This is a genomic window from Cyanobium sp. ATX 6E8 (assembly GCF_024346335.1).
Lineage (GTDB): Bacteria > Cyanobacteriota > Cyanobacteriia > PCC-6307 > Cyanobiaceae > Cyanobium_A.
Genome location: NZ_JAGQCT010000006.1, coordinates 45,897 through 65,125, shown reverse-complemented (window position 1 = coordinate 65,125; position 19,229 = coordinate 45,897). Strand labels below are relative to the sequence as shown.

The window sequence follows — 19,229 nt, the reverse complement described above, 5'->3', positions numbered from 1 at the left end:
GACCCCTCAGGACTCAGGGAACAGCTGGATGGCGTTGCCCTCGGCCAGGCGCACCACCGCTTTCTTCACCTGGGCACGTTTGCCGGCGAAGCGTCCCACGCGCCGTGAGCGGCGAGGGGGATTCATGGTGCTGATGCCGATGACCTTCACGTCGAACAGCTGTTCAACGGCAGCCTTGATGTCGGGCTTGGCGGCCCGATGGTCCACCTCGAAGGTGTACTGGTTTTGCTCGAGGGCCCGGGTGGCCTTCTCGGTGATCAGGGGCCGGCGGATCACATCCGCGAGCCGACTGGAAAAACGCTCAGCCATCGCCGTAGACCTCCTGAATCTTCGCGAGTGCTTCCTCGCTCACCACCAACTTGTTGGCGTGGAGCAGATCGAACACGTTGAGCTGATCAGCGGCGATCAGCTTGACCTTCTCGAGGTTGCGCACGGAACGCCGCACGGCCTCGGAAGCACCGTCGAGCACCACCAGCACCTTGGTGCCGGCTTCGATGCCGAAGCGGGCCAAGGCAGCGGTGATCTCCTTGGTTTTGGGGGTGTCGAGCCCCGCTCCGAAGCCTTTCACCACGGTGATGTCGTCGATGCGGCTCATCAGCGCGGTGCGCAGGGCCAGGCGACGTTCCTTGCGGTTCATCGCCACGGCATAGCTGCGGGGCTTGGGACCAAACACCACACCACCACCGGGGCGGAGGGGGGTGCGGATCGAACCCTGGCGGGCCCGACCGGTGCCCTTCTGTTTGTAGGGCTTGCGACCACCACCGGCCACTTCGGCACGGGTGAGCGTGCTGGCTGTGCCCTGGCGGGCGTTGGCCAGCTGACGCACCACGGCGCGATGCACCAGGTCGGAGGCGGACGTTTCTTTAGCGACCTTGAGGTCGAGGGCAGCCTTGCCGGCTTCTTTGCCCTGCCAGTCGCGGATTACACAGTTAGCCATCGATGTTCTCCTCAGTTCCCAGCTTTGGCGCCCACCCGGTTCGCCGGGCGGATGTTCAGCAGGGCGCCGGGCTTGCCGGGCACTGAACCCTTCACCACCAGCAGATTGCGCTCCGCATCCACTTTCAGGATGACGAGCCCGCGGGTGGTGGTTTGCTTGCCGCCGTAACGACCAGCCATGCGCTTGCCGGGGTAGACGCGGCCAGGCGTGGTGCCGGCGCCGATCGAACCCGGCTCACGGTGGTTCTTGGAACCGTGGGTCATGGGTCCGCGGCTGAAGCCGTGGCGCTTCTGGAGGCCGGAGAAGCCACGCCCCATGGTGTCGCCGCTCACATCGACCTTCTGGCCTGCTTCGAAGGCCGTGACGGTGATGGAGCCACCCAGCTCAAGGCCATCGACACTGTCGACCCGATATTCCTTCAGGTGACGCAGGGCCTCATCGCCCGACTTCGCCAGGTGCCCCTTGGCCGGCTTGTTCACGAGCTTGTCGCGAATGTCGCCAAAACCAAGCTGCACAGCGTTGTAGCCGTCGGTGCTGGTGCTTTTGAGTTGGGTGATACGGCAGGGACCAGCCTCGATCACGGTGACCGGGATGGATCTGCCCTCTTCATCGAAGAATTGGGACATGCCCAATTTCTTCCCAAGAATGCCGATGGACATAGGAGGGGAAACAACGCCAGCTGGACCACCGCACAACAGGAGCCCAGGGCTCATGCGTAACGGTGAAGCTGAACAAATCGAGGAGCTGCCTGGCTCGGCCAAGGTGGCCGCATGGCGTGGCCCGAGACGAAGCTCCGGCGGACGCGGTTGCGATTTCCAAGGGCTAGCAAGGCTGATCTGGATTGGATCAGCGCGGCTGGGACTTGTCTGAACCGGACCAGAATCTCCGAAGGAGATGTGGCGCGTTCAGGCAGTTTCCCGACGGACCATGCAACCTGTGACAGCTGCTTGTGCCGTGCTGGCCGAGGACGGCCACCACCACTGGTGACCGTGTGCTGCGAACTGGAGGCCCGGCTAGCGGACGGGCACAGTTCATCAGCACAGTTGACAATCTTACCTCACGGGTTGACAGCCTTCCATTGCGTGGCGCTGCAGTGATCGAGTCCATGCGTGTTCGCGGGCCGGCGTGAGCTGTCAGACTGCTGTTGAGCTTTGTGATCCTTTGCGATGCCTCTGCTGCTCTCCGGGCGCGGTTTCCGGCAGGACCTGGAGCGGGCTGGGGCCTTGGCTCTCTTCGCCCCGCTCGAAGGTGGCGCAGAAACCCGTCTGATGCGTCGGATGCGGGCGGCGGGGTACCGAGCCCAGCTCACCTCGGCCCGGGGGCTGGGGGATCCGGAAGCCTTTTTGTTGCAGCTGCATGGCGTGCGTCCACCGCACCTCGGCCATCAAAGCGTGGGTCGAGGGGCGGCCGTTGGGGAGGTGCAGCGGGTGATGCCTCAGTTGGGGAGCCTGCTGGAGGGGACCCAGCCGATCCTGCTTTGGTTGCTCGAAGGCCAGGTGCTGTCGCGGGCCGAGCTGGGGTCGTTGGTGTCCCTCTGCCGGCGTGAGCCGCGGTTGAAGTTGGTGGTGGAGATGGGAGGGGCCCGGGCCCTGCGCTGGCAGCCCCTTGAGCAGCTGCTTGACGCCTGAGGCGGCCCTGACCCGCGGCAGCTGGGTCAAGTTGATCTGCGGTGCCAGCAATCAGGATCTGGCGGCCATTGAAGATGTCTGCGGGGTGTTCGCCTTGGCAGGCGTCCACTGCATCGATGTGGCGGCCGATGTGGCCGTGGCTGCCGCTGCCCGTCGCGGCATCGCCTGGGCCCAGGCGCGGGGAGCGGCCCGGCCCTGGTTGATGGTGAGCCTCAGCGATGGGGCCGATCCCCATTTCCGCAAAGCCTGGTTTGATCCCCAGCGTTGTCCGCCGGCCTGTGCTCGCCCGTGTGAGCGGGTCTGTCCGGCCCTGGCGATCGGCGTGGCGGCCACCGGTGGGCCCGGGGTGCTGGTTGAACGCTGCTACGGCTGCGGTCGCTGCCTGCCGGCTTGTCCCGAGGGCCTGATTGAGGAGCGGGGCCAGGTGCTGGAGGCTGTCGACGTGCCACCCCTGCTGACCCAATTGCGGCCCGACGCGGTGGAACTCCACACCCAGCCAGGCCGGGGGGCAGCTTTTGCCGAGCGGCTGGCCCAGGTGGTGGCCAGTGGTGTGCCGCTGCAGCGGTTGGCGGTGAGCGCTGGTCTGGAGGGAACGGCCCAGCTGCCAGCCGGCTTGGGTGCCGAGCTGTGGCAGCGCTTTGCCCTGCTGCGCGCCCAGGGCCTCCGCCCCCTCTGGCAGATGGATGGCCGGCCGATGAGTGGCGATGTGGGGGCCGGTACGGCCCATGCCGCCGTCAAATTGGCTGCAGCGGTGCTGGCCTGCGCCCCCCCTGGCCCCGTGCAGCTGGCGGGGGGCACCAATGCGCACACCTTGTCTCAGTTACAGGCTCCTCTTCGGCGCCACATTGCGGGGGTGGCCTTCGGTGGGGTGGCCCGCCGTCTGTTGCAACCGCTGCTGTTGGAAGCCCAGGGCCGGGGACGTCCCCTGCTAGCCGATGGGACCCTCTGGCCCGAGGCCCTGGAGCTGGCTCAGGCCCTGGTGGCTCCCTGGCTAGAACAGACCTAGTGCCCGACGATCCGGTGTCCAGCTCTGCCCCGACGGCTCCCCAGCGCGTCACCGACGACCTCGACCGTCTGCTGGAGCTGCTGCCCGAGGTGGTGCAGACGTCGCTGGCGACAGAGGAGGCGCGGGAGCAGCTGTTGGAGGTGGTGCTGGATCTGGGGCGGGTGCCGGAGGCCCGTTATCCCGGCCAGGTTCGGGCTCTGGGTCAGCGGCCCCTGGAGCGCTCCGATCTGGCGGCGGTGGTGGAGCGGCTGGGGATTTTTGGCGGCGACAATCGCGCCGGTATCGAGCGCACCCTGCACCGCATCAGCGCCATCCGCAACCGCACCGGTGAGATTGTCGGCCTCACCTGTCGGGTGGGGCGGGCCGTGTTCGGCACGGTGGCGATGGTGCGCGATCTGCTGGATTCCGGCGAGTCGTTGCTGCTGATGGGCCGACCCGGCGTCGGCAAGACCACCGCCCTGCGGGAGATCGCCAGGGTGCTGGCCGACGACCTGGGCAAGCGGGTGGTGGTGATTGATACCAGCAACGAGATCGCCGGCGACGGTGACATCCCCCATCCCGCCATCGGCCGCGCCAGGCGGATGCAGGTGGCGCGGCCGGAGCTTCAGCACCAGGTGATGATCGAGGCGGTGGAAAACCACATGCCCGAGGTCATCGTGATCGATGAGATCGGCACCGAGCTCGAGGCGCAGGCGGCCCGCACCATTGCCGAGCGGGGCGTGATGTTGGTGGCCACGGCCCATGGCAACGCCATCGAGAACCTGATCAAGAACCCCACTCTCTCCGACCTGGTGGGCGGCATTCAATCGGTGACTTTGGGGGACGAGGAGGCCCGCCGCCGTCGCACCCAGAAGACGGTGCTGGAGCGCGCTGCCGAGCCCACCTTCGCCTTGGCGGTGGAGATGCACAGCCGTCACCGCTGGCTGGTGCACCGCGATGTGGCCCGCACCGTGGATCTGCTGCTGCGCGGTCAGAGCGCCCGGCCCCAGGTTCGTGAGCTCGGTGCCGATGGCCACCTGCAGGTCGAGGAGGTCGTGCCCCCCGCGGCTTCGCCCCTCTCGAGCCGGCCGCGCCTCGTGCCCCGGCCCTTGCCGGAGCCCGACGAGCCCGATGCCGGCGAGGCCACTCCCGTCGTGGAGCCTTTGCCCGTGTTGCGGGTGTATGGGGCGGGCATCAGTCGGGGGGCTTTGGAGCAGGTGGTGCGGGCCCGCCAGGTGCCGGTGGAGGTGGTGGGCAGCGTGGAGTTGGCCGATGCGGTGCTGAGCCTGCGCCAGCAGCTCGGCAGGGACCCCCACGTACGCCGCCAGGCCCAGGACCTCGGCCTGCCGATCCTGGTGCTCAAATCGGCGGCGCCACCCCAGCTGCAGCGGGCTCTGGAGCGGCTACTGGAGCGCCACCGCCAGGACCGTGCTGCCCGAGACCGTGCCGCCCAGGATCCGGCGGCGCTGTCGGCGGCCAGCTCCCAGGGGGACGATGCCCTGGCCGGTCTGGAGGAATGCCGTCTGGCGGTTGAACAGGTGGTGCTGCCCCACGGCCAGCCTGTTGAGCTGCTGCCCCGGAGCGATCGGGTGCGCCTGATGCAAGCGGAATTGGCAAGCCGTTACCGCCTGCGTACGGCGGTGTTTGGCCGTGGATCCGAGCAGCGGCTGCGGGTGTTTCCGGCTTGAACGGGTGCCGGTGGATCGGTCGCGGTTGACGAAGGACCGGGCGCTATGGGTAACTATCTAGGCACCGGTTGCGACCGGCTGCATTGGGTCGTCGCCAAGTGGTAAGGCAGCGGGTTTTGGTCCCGCCATTCCTAGGTTCGAATCCTAGCGACCCAGTTTTTCGCCCCATGCCGACACAGCCCAGTCGCGCCAAAACGGCTTCCCCGGCTGCGGCAGATCCTCTCGTGGTGTTCGACTTCGATGGCGTGCTGATGGATGGCATGCCGGAGTACTGGTGGGCGGCTCGGACGACGGCTCTGCAGCTTGCCCCTCAGTTGGTGTTGCCGGAGCAGGCTCCCGCGGCCTTCGTTCGCTTGCGACCCCTGATCCATCAGGGTTGGGAAATGGTGTTGATGGCCGCTGAGCTGGGCCGGGCGGACCTTGACCTGGAGGGCCTGCTGGCCCACTACGACGCGGCCTTGCCCGTTGCCCTGGCGCGTTGGGGTTGGGACGCCGCGCAGCTGCAGCAGCAGCTCGAGCAGGTTCGTGCTGCGGCCATCGCCGCTGAACCAGAGACCTGGTTGGCCCGCCACCGGTTGTATCCGGGGGTGAAGGAGCGCCTGGCCCAGCTGGCTGGGGAAGGGGCGGACTGGGCTGTGCTCACCACCAAGGGTGCGGCGTTTGCCTCACGGCTGCTGGCCGCCGCGGGTCTGCAACCCTGGGCGCTCTACGGCCATGAGCAGGGCAGCAAGCCCGCGGTGTTGCGGGGGCTGCTGGCCGAGCAGCGCCCCCTGTGGTTCGTGGAAGATCGTCGCCCCACCCTGGAGACGGTGCGGGCCGATCCACGACTGGCCGCGGTGCGCTGTTGCCTGGTGAGCTGGGGCTACCTGGGACCCCAGGACGCCCAAAACCTGCCGGCGGATATCGCCTGGCTCACCCCCGAGCGGTTTGCGGCGCCCCTGGCGCAATGGCCCTAGTGGGCTAGAGTACGCGCGTACTACAAGCAATTGGTACGCCGGTCCTCTTTGGTGGCACTTGCTGCTTAGAGGTCGCAGGATGGCTGCCTTCGGGGTTTCCCGGGGCTGTTCCTGCGGGGCCTGCCGGGTTTCGACCCGCTCTCCGGCCCGCTCCCCGTTCCGGTTCCCGCCCTTGCGGCCTGTCCCATCGCTTCTGATTGCTGCCATGCCCGCCGATTCCACCACCAGCTCTTCCGTGTCCCCTTCCCCTTCCTCCTCCCGCACGTCCGCCAGCGCCGCCGCCGAGCGGGACAAGGCCCTGGGGTTGGTGCTGAACCAGATCGAGCGCAATTTCGGCAAGGGCTCGATCATGCGCCTTGGTGACGCCTCCCGCATGCGGGTGGAAACCATCGGTACCGGTGCCCTCACCCTCGACCTCGCCCTCGGTGGCGGCTATCCCAAGGGCCGGGTGGTGGAGGTCTATGGCCCGGAGAGCTCCGGTAAAACCACCCTCACCCTGCATGCCATCGCCGAGGTGCAGAAGCGCGGTGGCGTGGCGGCCTTTGTCGATGCGGAGCATGCCCTGGATCCGGTGTACGCCGCCGCCCTGGGGGTCGACATCGAAAACCTGCTGGTTTCCCAGCCCGACACGGGGGAGATGGCCCTGGAGATCGTCGATCAGCTGGTGCGCTCGGCCGCGGTCGACATCGTGGTGGTCGACTCGGTGGCGGCCCTGACGCCCCGCGCTGAGATCGAGGGGGAAATGGGGGATCTGGCGGTGGGCAGCCAGGCCCGCTTGATGAGCCAGGCGATGCGCAAGATCACCGGCAACATCGGCAAATCCGGCTGCACCGTGATCTTCCTCAACCAGCTGCGCCAGAAGATCGGCGTCACCTACGGCAACCCGGAAACCACCACGGGCGGCAACGCCCTGAAGTTCTACGCCTCGGTGCGGCTCGATATCCGCCGCATCCAGACCCTCAAGCGCGGCACCGAGGAATACGGCATCCGCGCCAAGGTCAAGGTGGCCAAAAACAAGGTGGCGCCTCCCTTCCGGATCGCCGAGTTCGACATTCTGTTTGGCCGGGGCATCAGCACCCTCGGTTGCTTGCTCGATCTCGCCGAGGAAACCGGTGTGGTGGCCCGCAAGGGTGCTTGGTACAGCTACGAGGGCGACAACATTGGTCAGGGGCGTGACAACACGATCACCTGGCTGGAGCAGAACCCCGAGCAGGCTGAGTTGATCGAACAGCTCACCCGCCAGAAGCTCAAGGAGGGCTCGGAAGTGACGGCCAATTCGATGAAGCCCCTGGCTGCAGCTGCCAAGGCTGCTGCCACTCCGGCTGCTCTGGCGGAGTCTTCTGCTCTGGGGGAGTCGGCAGCGGCCCTGGCTGAGTTGCCGGTGGCGAGCTGACAGTCTCTCGGCTCAGGGGCGCGAGAAGGCGCCCCTGGGCTTGGAGGTCAGGTTGGCGGCACGGGATCCGCCGGCAGCTTCGGGGTTCTGGAGCACTTGGGCGACCCGCTGCAGTTCCTGGATGGCTTCGGCGCCCTCCAGCTTCACCAGTTCGTGGCCGTCGAGGGATTCCACCCAGCTGATGCCGAAGTCGGACACCAGAAAACGCACCATGTGGTTGGCGTCCAAGTTGGCCACGAAGGAGGCGCCGTGGCCATCACGGCCATCGCCGCAGATGTAACAGGTGGCGGCGATGCCCCGGTTCTGAAGGCTTTTGGCCAGAGCCTGCAGGCTCATCACCAGGTCGTGCACCACGGATCGGTATTGCTCGGCGAGACGCGGGAACACGGCGGAATCCCAAACTGCTTCAAATTCTAATGTTTTCTTTAAGATTTCGAGGTGGGCCAGCCGGCCGTTCAGCCATCCGCAAGGGTCCACCAGCCCGCGGCGGGGCCGATGAAGCGCACCGTCACCCAAAAGAGCACCAGCGCGGCGATGCCCACCCAGGCGCCCTTGGTGGTGAGAGTCACGAAGCGATCGGCCTGGTTGCGGGTCAGCGGCAGCCAGCTGGCGATGCGTGGCGAGGTGTCAACCTGCTTGGTGCGGTCGGGCTTGATCGCTTTGGGCGGCAAGCCCTGGATGCTGCGGCGCTTGGCTTCCCCCATTCCCTTGGCTGCTTGTGTGCTGCGACGAGAAGCTCAGGCTAATGAGGCAGAAGGCGGCTGAGGCTGACCCAAGGTTCGAGGGCGATCAGCACCTGCCGCCCCCAGCTGCGCCCCCGTAGGCGTCCATCCAGCACGGCCAGTCGCCCTCCCCCATGGCGCCGCAGGCCGGCTAGGCCCAGTTGCAGTCGGTTGAGGCCATCGGGCAGCAGGCACTCCCGGAACCAGTCGCGACCGTCCTGGCGCAGGGCCAGCACCCGGGCGGCGGTGAGGGGATCCTCGAGGCTGGCCAGGGGCAGCAGGGCCACCACAATCTGGCTGGGTAGGGGCAGTCGCTGCTGCTGCTCCAGCCACCAGCTCCAGCGGGCGCAGATCACGCCGTTGCCGTCGGGCGCAGTGCTTTCGTGCACCACGCGCGAGCCGAATTCCGCCGCTAAACCACTGGTGAGCCCCCGGCGTAGGGCGTCGTCATCGATCAGCACCACGGTGAGGCCGGCCTGCCCCAGCACCAGCCGGCGGCTCTGGTCCAGCAGATGTAGGCCGTAGTGGGGGCTGTTGGGCAGGGGTTGCCGCAGCGGGGCATAGAGGGGCAGGGGATCGGCCAGCGGCGGATCCCCCAGGCTCACGCTCACCACTGGCTGCAGTCCGAGGGCAACGCCCGGCTCTGGCTGCCCGGCGGCGGCCCGGGCGCTGGCCAGCTGGCCCAGCAACACGGCGCCGCGCTGCTCCAGCAGGCCCTGCAGCACCCGCAGCGGCTCGAGTGGTTGGCGGTGCAGCTGCCACTGCAGCAGCTCGGGATTTACCTGGGCCCAGCTGGTCCAGCCGTTGCCCTGGGCGTTCAGCCAGGCGGGCCATGGTTCGGGCAGGGGGCTTAGCAGCTGCAGCAGGTGGCGCAGGGGTGCCTCGTCTTCCGGCGCGAGGGCCACCAGCTGGTTGGGGCGGCGAGGATGGCTGAGCACCTGGCGGTTGAGTCGCTCGTGCAGGGTCAGGAGGCTGGCTTCCGCCGCCGGCTGGGCCCGCCGCAACTGGTCCCAGTGCTGCGGCGTTACCACCACCTCCAGGGCCTGGCGCAGCAGGGTGTCGAGCTGTTCAGCCTCGGGAATCACCAGTTGCCGCGTCCCCAGCAGTCCCTGCTGCCAGGCCGCCACCAGTTGGTGGTGGTTGAGCAGCCACACGCGGGCTCCGGCCGGCGGCCGGTCACCTTCGAAGCACGGCAGGGCCAGGCTTGGGTCGGCCCGTCCCAGGCGGGGCAACTCAACCTGGAGCAGTCGCTGCCGCTGGGCTTCACTCACCACCAAGGCCAGCGGTTCCTCGCTCAGCGCCAGCGGCACCAGCAGGCTGATCCACCAGCTGGGATCGCTGCCCGGAGCCAGCCGCACCAGGGTGTGGTCGCTGCGGCGCAGGCTGCGGGCCACCAGGCGGCTGAGGCTCAGATGGTGGGGCCAGGGTTCGCCGCCCTCGTGCTGCAGCAGGGCTTTGAGTTGCTGGTGGGCGCGGGCTTCGAGCATTCCCAGGCGGCCAACAGACGCAAAGCGTAGGAAGCTGGCTGGATGGCTCTGCCGCAATGACCTCTGTTTCCCTGCCGCACCCGGCGGCAACCACAACCGCCGCACCTGCCCTGTGGCGCCAACGCCCGGTGGGCGTGGTGGGCCTGGGGTTGATCGGTGGCTCCCTGGGCTTGGATCTGCAGCAGCTGGGGGTCGACGTGCGCGCCCTGGTGCATCGCGAGGCCACGGCCGATCGGGCCCGGCAGCGCGGGTTGGCCACGCAGGTCAGCACCGATCCCGCTGTGCTGGCTGACTGCGGGCTGGTGGTGCTCGCCCTGCCCCTCGACCGGCTTCTGGAGCCACCTGCCGAGCTGCTGGCGGCCCTGCCAGCGCAGGCCGTGATCACCGATGTGGGCTCGGTGAAGGCGCCCGTGCTGGCCTGTTGGTCGCGGTTGGTGCCGCGCTTTGTGGCCAGCCATCCCATGGCTGGCACCGCCCAGGCGGGGGTGGAGGCTGGGCAGTTGGGGCTGTTTCGGGATCGCCCCTGGGTGGCCACGCCGGATGCCGCCACCGACCCGGAGGCCCTGCAGCTGGTGCAGGGTCTGGCCCGGGCCGTGGGCGCCCAGTGGCTCAGCTGCGCTGCCGTTGAGCACGACCGGGCGGTGGCGCTGATTTCCCACCTACCCGTGCTGGTGAGTGCAGCTCTGCTGCAGACCGCGGATCGCTCGGGCGCCGATCCTTCGGGAGACGGCGAGCTGGCTGGCCTGGTGCGGCAGCTGGCCTCCAGTGGCTTTGCCGACACCACCCGGGTGGGTGGAGGGAATCCGGAGCTCGGCACCCTGATTGCCTGCTGCAACCAGGTGGCCCTGCTGGCGGCGCTCGGCCACTACCGCAGCGCCCTGGATCAGCTGGAGGCCTGCGTGCGGGAGTCGGATTGGCAGGGGTTGCAGCAGACCCTGCAGCGCTGCCAGAGCCTGCGGCCGGAGTTTCTTTAGGCCTGGTGCCCGCTTGCCCTAGGCCAGCACGAGCGGCTGCTGGCGGGCGGCCAGCAACTGGCGGCAGGCCATCAGGGCTGAGTGACTCACACCGGCGGTGCCTTCGCCGGGATAGATCGCGTCGCCGCAGAGCCAGAGGCCCGGCAGGGGCGTGCGGCTGGCTAGGCCAAAGGGCCCGAAGCGGCTGGGGTGTTGCCCGAGCCCGCCCACGTAGCCGAAGGGGCGGCCGGTCCAGCGCTCAAAGCCACGGGGCGTGGCGGTTTCGCAGTGCAGCCAGGGCTGCTCGGGCAGCTGCAGCAACGCCCGCAGGCCCCGCTCCATGCCCGCTTGAGCACTGGCCTTGCGCGCGGCATAGGCCTCTGGGCTGAGCCCAAACCAGGGCAGGGCCTCCGTGAACACACTGACAATCACCGTGGCTTTGCCGGCAGGGGCTCGGCCATCGCCCTCGCGGCTCACCGACACGAACAGTGATCCCGGCTCGTCCCAGGCACCCTGCAGGTGGGCAGGGCATTGGGGGGGCAGGTCGCGGCGGGCCACGGCCCCATAGAGCACCAGGGCCCCCGAGGGTTCGCCCAGCTGGCTCAGCCGCTGGCGGTAGCCCGCGGGCAGCTGCGGACCGAGCAGGGCAGGCAGGGTTTGGGGTGGCAGGGCCAGCACCACGTCGCTGCAATGCAACTGGAAGGGGCGATCTGCCGGTCCAAGGCCTTTCACCTGCCAGCGCCGCTCCGGCGGGGCAGCGGCATCGCGCTCCAGGCCTGTGACGCGGTGGCGGGTGCGCAGCTGGCCGCCGGCCTGATGCAGGCCCTGCTCCAAACCGGCACTGAGGGTTTGCATCGACCCCTCCAGGTGAAACAGCCCCAGGGGCTCCTGGGCCATGGCCAGCACGGTGGCGCCATAGAGGGCGGCGGTGCGGTTGGCGGGTTCCTGGGAATAGAGCTTGAGTTGCAGGTCGAGGAAGCGTCGCAGGCGGGTATCGCCCGCTGCGCCGCAGAGGTGCAACAGGTCGGCGATGGTGGAGCCCACCAGCAGCCCACTGGCCAGGTTGGCCGGGCGCAGGGCCCCCAGCAGCTGGCCCAGATCCCAGGCGTTGCGGGGGGGCAGCACCGGATCCTGGGTGGCGAAGCCCCAGTTGGCGCGGTGCAGGGCCGCAGTCAGCTGCCAGAACCGCTCGCTGCCGGGAAACTGCGCCTGCCGTTCGGCCTGCCAGCGCGCGGGGTCGCGCCAGAGCTGCACCGGCGGATGGCCATCGCCCAGATCCACCACACAGCCGGGATCGAGCGGGCTGGCCTGGGGCAGGGGAACGCCGAGGTGCTGGAAGATCCGTGCGTGGATGCCCCCGGGCTCGAGCCCCGCCACCTGGGTGGCACCCACATCAAAGGTGTAGGGCCCGCGGCGGAAGGTGCCGGCGCAGCCGCCGCTCTGGTGGTGGGCCTCCAGCAGCTGCACCCGCATTCCGGCCTTGGCCAGCAGGGCCGCGGCGGTGAGGCCGGCGATGCCGGCCCCCACCACCACCACATCGCTGTGTTCCTCCATGGCGGCATGCTGGCAGGTGCCTGATCCGCAGCGCGTTGTGGCGGCTGAGCCCCCAGATCCCCTCAACCTGTGGCTGCACCGCCAGCTGGGGCAGGTTGTGGTGGGCCGCACGCCGGTGGGCGGTGGCTGCATCCACAGCGCCTGGCGCCTCGAGCTCGCGGGCGGTGGCACTGTGTTTGCCAAAACCAACACGGCCGCCTGTCTGCCCCTGCTGGAGGCGGAAGCCGAGGGGCTGCAGCAGCTGGCTCGGCATGCCTCAACGGGCCTGGTGATCCCCGAGCCCCTGGCCTGGGGCGTGGAGGGTGAGCAGGCCGTATTGGTGTTGGGCTGGCTGGAGCTCGGCGGACCGGTTGGCGCCGCGGCTCAAGAGAAGGCCTGGTTCGCGCTCGGCCAGGGGTTGGCCGGATTGCATCGCTCCAGCGCCAGCTGCGCCCCTGCCCTGGGCTATGGCTGGCCGGCCGACAACTTCCTGGGTTCAGCCCCCCAGCCCAATGGTTGGCGGAGCGATTGGGGGCTGTTTTTTGCCGAATGCCGTCTGGCGCCCCAGCTGGCCTGGGCGGCTCGCCGCGGGCAGCCCCTACGCGGAGCCCAGGCGCTGCTGGAACGGGTGCCGCATGGGTTGAACAGCCATGGCTGTAGGCCGGTGCTGGTGCACGGTGATCTGTGGGGCGGCAATGCGGCCCTGCTGGCCGATGGGCGCGGGGCGATCTTTGATCCGGCCTGCTACTGGGGGGATCGGGAGGTGGACCTGGCGATGGCGCAGCTGTTCGGGGGCTTCCCGCCCGCCTTTTTCAACGGCTATGCCGATGGCTGGCCGCTGGAGCCCTGTGCCGGGGGGCGAATCTCCCTCTACAACCTGTACCACCTGCTGAACCACGCCAACCTGTTTGGCGGCGGCTACGGCCACCGCGCCCAGGCTTGCATCGATGCTCTGCTGGATTAGCCCAGATACTCCTTGCGGAGGTTCTGAACCTTGGCCACCACAGCATTGCGCTTTTCGCTGGTGGTGAGGTTGTGCCAGCTCCATTGGCCCACCACCACCAAGCCGAGCAGTTCGAGCAGGCCGGGCACCACGGGCAGCAGGTTGATGGTGTCGAGCACGCCTTTGATCAGGATCTGGGCCACGATCACAGCCAGGATCACGCCGGTGGCCTTGCCGATCCGGCCCATCTGATTCCAGTCCACCTGGTCGAGGGTGCTGTTCACCTTCGTCAGGATTTCGCTGTAGCGCTCGCTGAAGCTCACCTCGGTGGAGCTGGAGGGTGCTCCTGTCTCCACGTCAGTGGCAGTCCCAGTGGCCGTGCCCTGCTCAGTCGCATCGGGGGTCATATCGCTCATGGACCAGGTGGAGGGGCTGATGTGTGGAATGCTCCATAAGGTATCGGTGTGACCTCCCAAGCGCCAGCGCAGCTCAGCTCGGGTCTGGGCCTGCTCACCGTTCTGCGCCAGATCCTGGTGTCCGCTGCACCCCAGGAGGGATGTGCCCTGCTGCTCGGCAAGCGGCTGGATGATGGCTGGGAGCTGGACTGGATCTGGCCCTGCTGCAACGTCTGGCCGGTGCCTGGCGAGCGCTGCCGTCGCTTCGCGATCGATCCCCGCGAGCAGCTGTTGGCGCAGAAGTGGGGGCGACCGCGGGGGCTGGAGGTGCTGGGGGCGGCCCACAGCCATCCCTGCAGTCCTGCGGTGCCTTCCAGCACCGACCGCTACCTCACGCTGCAGCCGGCGCTCATGCTGATCCTGGGGCGCGACCAGGACCAGGACCAGGACCAGGAGCTGGTGGCCTGGTGGTTGCCGGAGCCTCCCGCCCAGCCCCAGCGCTTGCCATGGAAAATGGAGAGCTGATCCAAGAGGCCATGCTTCCTCCCGACACCAGCGGCGTTCAGCTCAGCCCCGATGAGGTGGCCCGTTTTGCCAGGCACCTGATCCTGCCCGAGGTGGGCATGGAAGGGCAGAAGCGGCTCAAGGCCTCTTCGGTGCTGTGCGTGGGCACGGGTGGCCTCGGCTCGCCGCTTTTGCTGTATCTAGCTGCGGCCGGTGTGGGCCGGATCGGCATCGTCGATTTCGACGTGGTGGATCACTCCAACCTGCAGCGCCAGGTGATTCACGGCACCAGCTGGGTGGGCAAGCCCAAGATCGAATCGGCCAAGGCCCGCATCCTCGAGATCAACCCCCATTGCCAGGTGGATCTCTACGAAACGGCCCTCACCAGCGACAACGCCCTGGAGATCATCCGCCCGTACGACATCGTCTGCGATGGCACGGACAACTTCCCCACCCGCTACCTGGTGAACGATGCCTGCGTGCTGCTGGGCAAGCCCAATGTGTACGGCTCGATCTTCCGCTTCGAGGGCCAGGCCACGGTGTTCAACCTGGATGCCGAAAGCCCCAACTACCGCGACCTGTTCCCGGAGCCGCCGCCGCCTGGCATGGTGCCCTCCTGCGCCGAGGGCGGCGTGGTGGGCGTGCTGCCAGGGATCATCGGCGTGATCCAGGCCACCGAAGCGGTGAAGATCATCACCGGCATCGGCACCACCCTCAGCGGCCGCCTGCTGTTGTTCGATGCTCTGGGCATGAAGTTTCGGGAGCTGAAGCTGCGGCCCAACCCCGAGCGGCCGGTGATCGACAAGCTCATTGATTATCAGGAGTTCTGCGGCGTGGGCGGCAGCGCCCCCGGCCAGGAAGAAGCGGGCTCGGTGCCCAGCATTAGCGTGGCCGAGCTCAAAACCATCATCGATGGCCAGGTGGAGGACATCCTGTTGGTGGATGTGCGCAATCCGCCCGAGGCCGACATCGCCGTGATTCCTGGATCAGTGCTGGTGCCGCTGGACCAGATCGAAAGCGGCGTGGCGATCGATCAGATCCGCAACCTGGCGGCCGGCAAGAAGATTTACGTGCACTGCAAGCTGGGCGGCCGTAGCGCCAAAGCGCTCATCGCCCTGGGGCGCCACGGCATTGAGGGCGTCAATGTGTCCGGCGGCATCGACGCCTGGAGCCAGGAGGTGGACCCGAGCCTGCCGCGCTATTAAGCCTCGCCTTCAGTAATCCACCCCGCGCTTGAGGTCGACGCCGCGCTCGGCGTAGTGCTTGTGGCACACCATCTCGGAGTGCACAGAGGCCAGGTCGAAGTAGGCGGGTCGGTTTTTGCAGCGCCCGGTGAGAATCACTTCGGTTTCGGCGGGCTTGCGCAGCAGGGTCTGCACGATCGGCTCCACCGGCAGCAGCTCCAGATCCACCGTGGGGTTGATCTCATCGAGGATCACGGTTTTGTAGAGGCCGCTTGAGATCGCGGCCCGGGCGATCTCCCAGGCGCGCTCCGCTTCGATGTAGTCGATCGGCTGCTGCTGGCCGCGCCACACAATCGCGTCGCGCCCCGAGCGCAGGTGATCTACCAGGTGGGGATAGCTCTCGCGCAGGGCGGCGATGGCGGCATCTTCGGTGTAACCGGCGCCGCCTTTGAGCCACTGCAGGATCAGCACCCGGTGGCTCTTGTCCTGGGAGATGCCCCGGCCGATGGCCTGTAGCCCCTTGCCCAGGGCACTGGTGGATTTGCCCTTGCCCTCACCGGTGTAGATCTCCACGCCATCGAGGCCACCGGGCCCCTGGTGGGCCCGCATCTCGGAGTGCAAGTCGGCCAGCTGCACCAGCGGGCGGGGGGCGCCACGGCCGGTGCAGATCACTTCCATACCCCCGGGTTTGGCCGCCAGGGTGCGGGCCACATCGTCGATGTCCAGCAGCCCCAGGTCCAGCACCGGGTTGAGCTCATCGAGCACCACCACGGAGTAGAGGTCGCTGGCGATGGCGCCCTTGGCGATGTCCCAGCCGCGCTGGGCCTCCTGCCGGTCGAATTTGGTCACCTCCTCGGCGCTGAAGAAGTCCCCGCGGCCGGTGCGCACCTGGTCGATCAGATGGGGGAAACCCTGCTGCAGGGCCTCGATGGCGGCATCTTCGTCGTAGGCCCGGCCGGGCCCTTTGAGGAAGCGCAGCAGCAACACCCGGGTGCGTTTCTGTTCGCAGATGCCTAGGCCAATCGTGCGCAGCACCACCCCCAGGGCGGCCTGGCTCTTGCCCTTGCCGTCGCCGTCGTACACGTGCAGCTGGCCATGGGCCCGCTCATCGCTGCCGGCCGCCGTGCGGATGCCGATGCCCCGGCCCGTGCCCCGCTGCGGCGTCTGGGTGCTGCTCATGGGGCGATGTTACCGGCGCCGTTGGGTTGGGGTTGCCAGGATCGGGGCTGGATTCCGGGCTTGATGCACTTCTCCCTGCTTGAACCGCTGGCGCCGCCGCTGGACGCAGCTCTGACCGCCCTGCGTCAGCAGCTGGCGGCCCTCGATCAGGTGGTGGTGGCCTATTCCGGTGGCGTCGACAGTGCCTTGGTGGCGGCCCTAGCCGTGGAGCAGCGGGGCGAGGCGGCTCTGGCCATCACCGGGGTGTCGCCCGCCCTGGCCCCCCATCTGCGGGCCGAGGCTCAGGAGCAGGCCCGCTGGTTGCGGATCCGCCACCGCGAGATCGCCACGGCGGAGCTGGAGGATCCCGCCTATGCCAGCAATCCCGAGCAGCGCTGCTACGCCTGCAAGCGGGAGTTGCACCGCCTGTTGGCGCCGATTGCGGCGGCGGCCGATGGCGCGACCGTGGTCGATGGCGTCAATGCCGACGACCTCGGTGACCACCGGCCCGGCATCCAGGCCGCCCGGGAGTTCGGCGTGCGCTCCCCCCTGGCCGAAGTGGGCCTCGATAAGGCCGGGGTGCGCCAGCTGTCTCGGGCTCTGGGGCTGCCCTGGTGGGACAAGCCGGCTCAGCCCTGTCTGGCGTCGCGCTTTCCCTACGGAGAGCCGATCACGGCGGAGCGGCTGCAGCGGGTGGCGGCGGCCGAAGCCTGGCTGCTGGCCGCCGGCTGGCCCCAGGTGCGGGTGCGCTCCCAGGGGCAGACCGCCCGTATTGAGCTGCCTGCCGATCAGCTGGCAGAAGCCCTGAGTTTCTGGGTCGAGGCCACCCCGCGGCAGGCGCTGGTGGCGGCCTTTCGGGCCTTGGGCTTCAGCGCCGTGGGCCTCGACCTCGAAGGGCTGGTGAGCGGCAAGCTGAACCGCGACCTCAGCCCGGGGGCTCAGTCCAGGTTCAGAGCGTCACCGCAGCGGTGAAGGCCTGATCCCGCAGCGGATCACGCACGCTGCCGGCGATGGCCGAAGGCGTTTCGCGACGGAAGCTGGTGAGCTTGTGGTCGTTCGCCGCGAGTTCCTCGGCGAGCACAGCGCAGGCCTTCTCGGGCATGGTGTGGTCGCCGCAGGTGAACACATCAACCGCGGCATAGCCCGATTCGGGCCAGGTGTGGATCGAGATGTGCGACTCGGCCAGCAGGGCCAGCCCCGTCACGCCCTGGGGTTCGAAACGGTGGGTGATCAGGTTGAGCAGGGTGGCACCGGCACGCTTCGCTGCTGCGGTGATGGTGTCCCTGAGGAAGGCTTCGTCGTCGAGCCGGGCGCTATCGCAGCCGTAGAGCTCGAGAATGCAATGCTTCCCGACCGTATCGGAAACCTGGTGGGGGAGGGGGGCAGCTGGGTTGGTCGCTGCGGAGGCCTCAGTCCATCCCGGGTTCGGGTGGAGGCAGGGCAGGGTTTGGGTCATCGAATCCGATCGACAAGTCGACCACCATACGTGGTGGGACCGGTGAAAGTGCCTAGGAGTTTGCTGCAATCGCTCCGCCCCCCTCAAGCAACCCGGCGCGCATTTGCACCACCTGGCTCTGGGCCTGCCAGCCGCCGCTAAAAGCCCCCAGGTGGGTGGCGCTCACCAGGCACTGGTGGCCCTCGCCCACCGCCTCCAGCAGCAGTTGTTGCCGCACCGGATCGAGCTCGGCCAGCACATCGTCGAGCAGCAGCAGGGGGGGCTCCCCCAGCACCGTGCCCACCAGTTCCAGTTCGGCCAGCTTGAGGGCCAGCACCAGGGTGCGCTGCTGGCCTGCTGATCCGTAGCGGCGCGCGGGTTGGTTCGCCAGGCTCAGCCCTAGTTCGTCGCGGTGGGGGCCCACCGTGCATTGGCCCAGACGCAGCTCCTCGCTGCGCTGCTGCTGCAATTGCTCGAGCAGGGCCTGGCGCCAGGGCTCTTCCGCGTCCTCGCCGCTGAGCGCGGTGCCGCTCTGGTAGTGCAGCTGCAGCTGTTCGCGACCGCCGCTCAGCCGTTGCTGCCAGGCGGCGGCCAGGGGCTCCAGGCGCTGAATGGCCCTGAAGCGGCGCCGGTGCAGGCGGGTGCCGATCACGGCCATCTGCAGATCGAAGGTGTCGAGCAGGGCCTGCAGCGTGCCGCCGCCCAGGCTGCGCCGCAGCAGCTGGCTGCGTTGGCGCAGCAGCCTGCCATAGCGGCTCAGCAGATCGCCATAGACAGGCTCCAGTTGCAGCACCACCCGGTCCAGCCACTGGCGGCGACCGGCCGGTTCACCGCGCACCAGCTCCAGGTCGAGGGCACTGAAGCCCACGCAGCGCAGGGAGCCCAGCAGGTCGAGCTGACGCTCCAGCACCTTGCCATTGCGCTGGGCGGTGCGCCCGCCGCTGCGGCGCAGGTGGAGCTGCAGCAGATCACCGTTGCCGGTGGCGGCTCGCACCTGGCTGCTCGACTCCCCGTGCTGGATCAGGTCGCGGTCGCTGCCGGTGCGGTGGGAGCGCAGGCAACCCAGCAACTCCACAGCCTCGAGCAGATTGGATTTGCCCTCGCCGTTGGCACCAATCACCAGCAGCCGGGGAGCTTCCATGGCCAGCTCCAGTCGACTGATATTGCGAAAACGCAGCAGCTCCAGGCGGTGCAGCCGGATGGGTCAGACGCGGTGAGCGGTTAAGGTAAGCCCACCGAGGTTCGGCCTTGGGCATGTAGCTCAGTTGGATAGAGCATCAGATTCCGGTTCTGAGGGTCGGGGGTTCGAGTCCCTCCATGCTCGTTTG

At 68.3% G+C, this 19,229-nt stretch carries 21 protein-coding genes and 2 tRNA genes; 12 read left to right on the top strand and 11 right to left on the bottom strand.

Annotation, left to right across the window (positions count from 1 at the left end):
* Positions 1 to 6: 6 nt before the first annotated feature.
* From KBY70_RS06960 to rplC, 3 genes are read right to left on the bottom strand one after another with little or no spacing between them, the layout of a single operon-like run.
* Positions 7 to 309, bottom strand: a complete 303-nt coding sequence (locus tag KBY70_RS06960) for a 50S ribosomal protein L23 (protein ID WP_094560045.1) — start codon at positions 307 to 309, stop codon at positions 7 to 9.
* Positions 302 to 937, bottom strand: a complete 636-nt coding sequence (rplD, locus tag KBY70_RS06955; RefSeq protein WP_094560044.1) for a 50S ribosomal protein L4 — start codon at positions 935 to 937, stop codon at positions 302 to 304. Before rplD ends, KBY70_RS06960 begins: the two co-directional genes overlap by 8 nt.
* A gap of 11 nt (positions 938 to 948) precedes the next feature.
* A complete protein-coding gene (gene rplC, locus KBY70_RS06950) occupies positions 949 to 1,596 on the bottom strand; it encodes a 50S ribosomal protein L3 (protein WP_094560043.1) in 648 nt (215 codons plus the stop codon).
* A gap of 507 nt (positions 1,597 to 2,103) precedes the next feature.
* Between rplC and KBY70_RS06945 the strand changes: the two genes are divergently transcribed.
* The 6 genes from KBY70_RS06945 to recA all read left to right on the top strand — a co-directional run bounded on the left by KBY70_RS06945 (position 2,104) and on the right by recA (position 7,587).
* The gene (locus tag KBY70_RS06945) at positions 2,104 to 2,565 is read left to right on the top strand and encodes an NAD(P)H-quinone oxidoreductase subunit N (RefSeq protein WP_094560042.1); all 462 of its coding nucleotides are present in this window, start codon (positions 2,104 to 2,106) and stop codon (positions 2,563 to 2,565) included.
* Positions 2,543 to 3,571, top strand: a complete 1,029-nt coding sequence (locus KBY70_RS06940) for an LdpA C-terminal domain-containing domain (RefSeq protein ID WP_254987932.1) — start codon at positions 2,543 to 2,545, stop codon at positions 3,569 to 3,571. The genes KBY70_RS06945 and KBY70_RS06940 overlap by 23 nt, the downstream gene beginning before the upstream one ends.
* Positions 3,572 to 3,585: 14 nt before the next feature.
* On the top strand, positions 3,586 to 5,238 hold the full coding sequence (locus KBY70_RS06935) for an AAA family ATPase (protein ID WP_254987931.1): 1,653 nt from the start codon (positions 3,586 to 3,588) through the stop codon (positions 5,236 to 5,238).
* Between the two features lie 84 nt (positions 5,239 to 5,322).
* Positions 5,323 to 5,394, top strand: a tRNA-Gln gene (locus tag KBY70_RS06930).
* Positions 5,395 to 5,405: 11 nt separating this feature from the next.
* The gene (locus KBY70_RS06925; protein ID WP_094560040.1) at positions 5,406 to 6,194 is read left to right on the top strand and encodes an HAD family hydrolase; all 789 of its coding nucleotides are present in this window, start codon (positions 5,406 to 5,408) and stop codon (positions 6,192 to 6,194) included.
* A gap of 205 nt (positions 6,195 to 6,399) precedes the next feature.
* Positions 6,400 to 7,587 carry a recombinase RecA gene (gene recA / locus KBY70_RS06920; RefSeq protein ID WP_094560039.1) on the top strand — a complete coding sequence of 396 codons (1,188 nt, stop codon included), beginning with the start codon at positions 6,400 to 6,402 and terminating at the stop codon, positions 7,585 to 7,587.
* Between the two features lie 12 nt (positions 7,588 to 7,599).
* Here the strand turns inward: recA and KBY70_RS06915 are convergent, their stop codons facing one another.
* The 3 genes from KBY70_RS06915 to KBY70_RS06905 all read right to left on the bottom strand — a co-directional run bounded on the left by KBY70_RS06915 (position 7,600) and on the right by KBY70_RS06905 (position 9,796).
* Entirely contained in the window at positions 7,600 to 7,974 is a 375-nt protein-coding gene (locus tag KBY70_RS06915; protein WP_094560038.1) for a DUF1815 family protein, read from the bottom strand.
* Between the two features lie 68 nt (positions 7,975 to 8,042).
* Positions 8,043 to 8,291, bottom strand: coding sequence for a DUF2839 domain-containing protein (locus KBY70_RS06910; RefSeq protein WP_094560037.1), 249 nt, complete (start codon positions 8,289 to 8,291; stop codon positions 8,043 to 8,045).
* 38 nt (positions 8,292 to 8,329) lie between these two features.
* A complete protein-coding gene (locus tag KBY70_RS06905; protein WP_254987930.1) occupies positions 8,330 to 9,796 on the bottom strand; it encodes a helicase in 1,467 nt (488 codons plus the stop codon).
* Between the two features lie 56 nt (positions 9,797 to 9,852).
* Here KBY70_RS06905 and KBY70_RS06900 point away from each other — a divergent pair, with 56 nt between their 5' ends.
* Complete coding sequence (locus KBY70_RS06900; RefSeq protein ID WP_254987929.1) at positions 9,853 to 10,770, top strand: prephenate/arogenate dehydrogenase; 918 nt, start codon at positions 9,853 to 9,855, stop codon at positions 10,768 to 10,770.
* Between the two features lie 18 nt (positions 10,771 to 10,788).
* Here KBY70_RS06900 and crtD read toward each other — a convergent pair whose 3' ends face one another.
* Positions 10,789 to 12,303: a C-3',4' desaturase CrtD gene (gene crtD, locus KBY70_RS06895; protein ID WP_254987928.1), complete on the bottom strand. Its 1,515-nt coding sequence runs from the start codon at positions 12,301 to 12,303 to the stop codon at positions 10,789 to 10,791.
* Positions 12,304 to 12,319: 16 nt separating this feature from the next.
* On the opposite strand from crtD, the gene KBY70_RS06890 reads away from it, so the two are divergent.
* Complete coding sequence (locus KBY70_RS06890; RefSeq protein WP_254987927.1) at positions 12,320 to 13,246, top strand: fructosamine kinase family protein; 927 nt, start codon at positions 12,320 to 12,322, stop codon at positions 13,244 to 13,246.
* On the opposite strand, the gene KBY70_RS06885 is transcribed toward KBY70_RS06890, so the two are convergent.
* A complete protein-coding gene (locus KBY70_RS06885) occupies positions 13,243 to 13,641 on the bottom strand; it encodes a CAAD domain-containing protein (RefSeq protein ID WP_369802029.1) in 399 nt (132 codons plus the stop codon). The genes KBY70_RS06890 and KBY70_RS06885 overlap by 4 nt on opposite strands.
* A 48-nt stretch (positions 13,642 to 13,689) precedes the next feature.
* Between KBY70_RS06885 and KBY70_RS06880 the strand changes: the two genes are divergently transcribed.
* Both KBY70_RS06880 and moeB read left to right on the top strand, forming a co-directional pair.
* The gene (locus KBY70_RS06880) at positions 13,690 to 14,145 is read left to right on the top strand and encodes a M67 family metallopeptidase (RefSeq protein WP_254987926.1); all 456 of its coding nucleotides are present in this window, start codon (positions 13,690 to 13,692) and stop codon (positions 14,143 to 14,145) included.
* An 11-nt stretch (positions 14,146 to 14,156) separates the two neighbouring features.
* On the top strand, positions 14,157 to 15,329 hold the full coding sequence (gene moeB, locus KBY70_RS06875; protein ID WP_254987925.1) for a molybdopterin-synthase adenylyltransferase MoeB: 1,173 nt from the start codon (positions 14,157 to 14,159) through the stop codon (positions 15,327 to 15,329).
* A 9-nt stretch (positions 15,330 to 15,338) separates the two neighbouring features.
* Here moeB and KBY70_RS06870 read toward each other — a convergent pair whose 3' ends face one another.
* A complete protein-coding gene (locus tag KBY70_RS06870; RefSeq protein WP_094560031.1) occupies positions 15,339 to 16,487 on the bottom strand; it encodes a cob(I)yrinic acid a,c-diamide adenosyltransferase in 1,149 nt (382 codons plus the stop codon).
* Positions 16,488 to 16,550: 63 nt separating this feature from the next.
* On the opposite strand from KBY70_RS06870, the gene larE reads away from it, so the two are divergent.
* Entirely contained in the window at positions 16,551 to 17,438 is an 888-nt protein-coding gene (larE, locus tag KBY70_RS06865) for an ATP-dependent sacrificial sulfur transferase LarE (protein ID WP_094560030.1), read from the top strand.
* On the opposite strand, the gene speD is transcribed toward larE, so the two are convergent.
* The gene (gene speD / locus KBY70_RS06860; protein ID WP_254987924.1) at positions 17,416 to 17,922 is read right to left on the bottom strand and encodes an adenosylmethionine decarboxylase; all 507 of its coding nucleotides are present in this window, start codon (positions 17,920 to 17,922) and stop codon (positions 17,416 to 17,418) included. The genes larE and speD overlap by 23 nt on opposite strands.
* A 52-nt stretch (positions 17,923 to 17,974) precedes the next feature.
* Positions 17,975 to 19,102, bottom strand: coding sequence for a DNA replication/repair protein RecF (gene recF / locus KBY70_RS06855; RefSeq protein WP_409996032.1), 1,128 nt, complete (start codon positions 19,100 to 19,102; stop codon positions 17,975 to 17,977).
* 49 nt (positions 19,103 to 19,151) lie between these two features.
* Here recF and KBY70_RS06850 point away from each other — a divergent pair.
* Positions 19,152 to 19,225, top strand: a tRNA-Arg gene (locus KBY70_RS06850).
* Positions 19,226 to 19,229: the final 4 nt, after the last annotated feature.

Excerpts from the sequence above, each read along its gene's own strand:
- KBY70_RS06960 (WP_094560045.1), bottom strand. The coding sequence starts at position 309 with ATGGCTGAGCGTTTTTCCAGTCGGCTCGCGGATGTGATCCGCCGGCCC.
- rplD (WP_094560044.1), bottom strand. The coding sequence starts at position 937 with ATGGCTAACTGTGTAATCCGCGACTGGCAGGGCAAAGAAGCCGGCAAG.
- rplC (WP_094560043.1), bottom strand. The coding sequence starts at position 1,596 with ATGTCCATCGGCATTCTTGGGAAGAAATTGGGCATGTCCCAATTCTTC.
- KBY70_RS06945 (WP_094560042.1), top strand. The coding sequence starts at position 2,104 with ATGCCTCTGCTGCTCTCCGGGCGCGGTTTCCGGCAGGACCTGGAGCGG.
- KBY70_RS06925 (WP_094560040.1), top strand. The coding sequence starts at position 5,406 with ATGCCGACACAGCCCAGTCGCGCCAAAACGGCTTCCCCGGCTGCGGCA.
- recA (WP_094560039.1), top strand. The coding sequence starts at position 6,400 with ATGCCCGCCGATTCCACCACCAGCTCTTCCGTGTCCCCTTCCCCTTCC.
- KBY70_RS06910 (WP_094560037.1), bottom strand. The coding sequence starts at position 8,291 with ATGGGGGAAGCCAAGCGCCGCAGCATCCAGGGCTTGCCGCCCAAAGCG.
- KBY70_RS06905 (WP_254987930.1), bottom strand. The coding sequence starts at position 9,796 with ATGCTCGAAGCCCGCGCCCACCAGCAACTCAAAGCCCTGCTGCAGCAC.
- KBY70_RS06900 (WP_254987929.1), top strand. The coding sequence starts at position 9,853 with ATGACCTCTGTTTCCCTGCCGCACCCGGCGGCAACCACAACCGCCGCA.
- crtD (WP_254987928.1), bottom strand. The coding sequence starts at position 12,303 with ATGGAGGAACACAGCGATGTGGTGGTGGTGGGGGCCGGCATCGCCGGC.
- KBY70_RS06885 (WP_369802029.1), bottom strand. The coding sequence starts at position 13,641 with ATGAGCGATATGACCCCCGATGCGACTGAGCAGGGCACGGCCACTGGG.
- moeB (WP_254987925.1), top strand. The coding sequence starts at position 14,157 with ATGCTTCCTCCCGACACCAGCGGCGTTCAGCTCAGCCCCGATGAGGTG.
- KBY70_RS06870 (WP_094560031.1), bottom strand. The coding sequence starts at position 16,487 with ATGAGCAGCACCCAGACGCCGCAGCGGGGCACGGGCCGGGGCATCGGC.
- larE (WP_094560030.1), top strand. The coding sequence starts at position 16,551 with ATGCACTTCTCCCTGCTTGAACCGCTGGCGCCGCCGCTGGACGCAGCT.
- speD (WP_254987924.1), bottom strand. The coding sequence starts at position 17,922 with ATGACCCAAACCCTGCCCTGCCTCCACCCGAACCCGGGATGGACTGAG.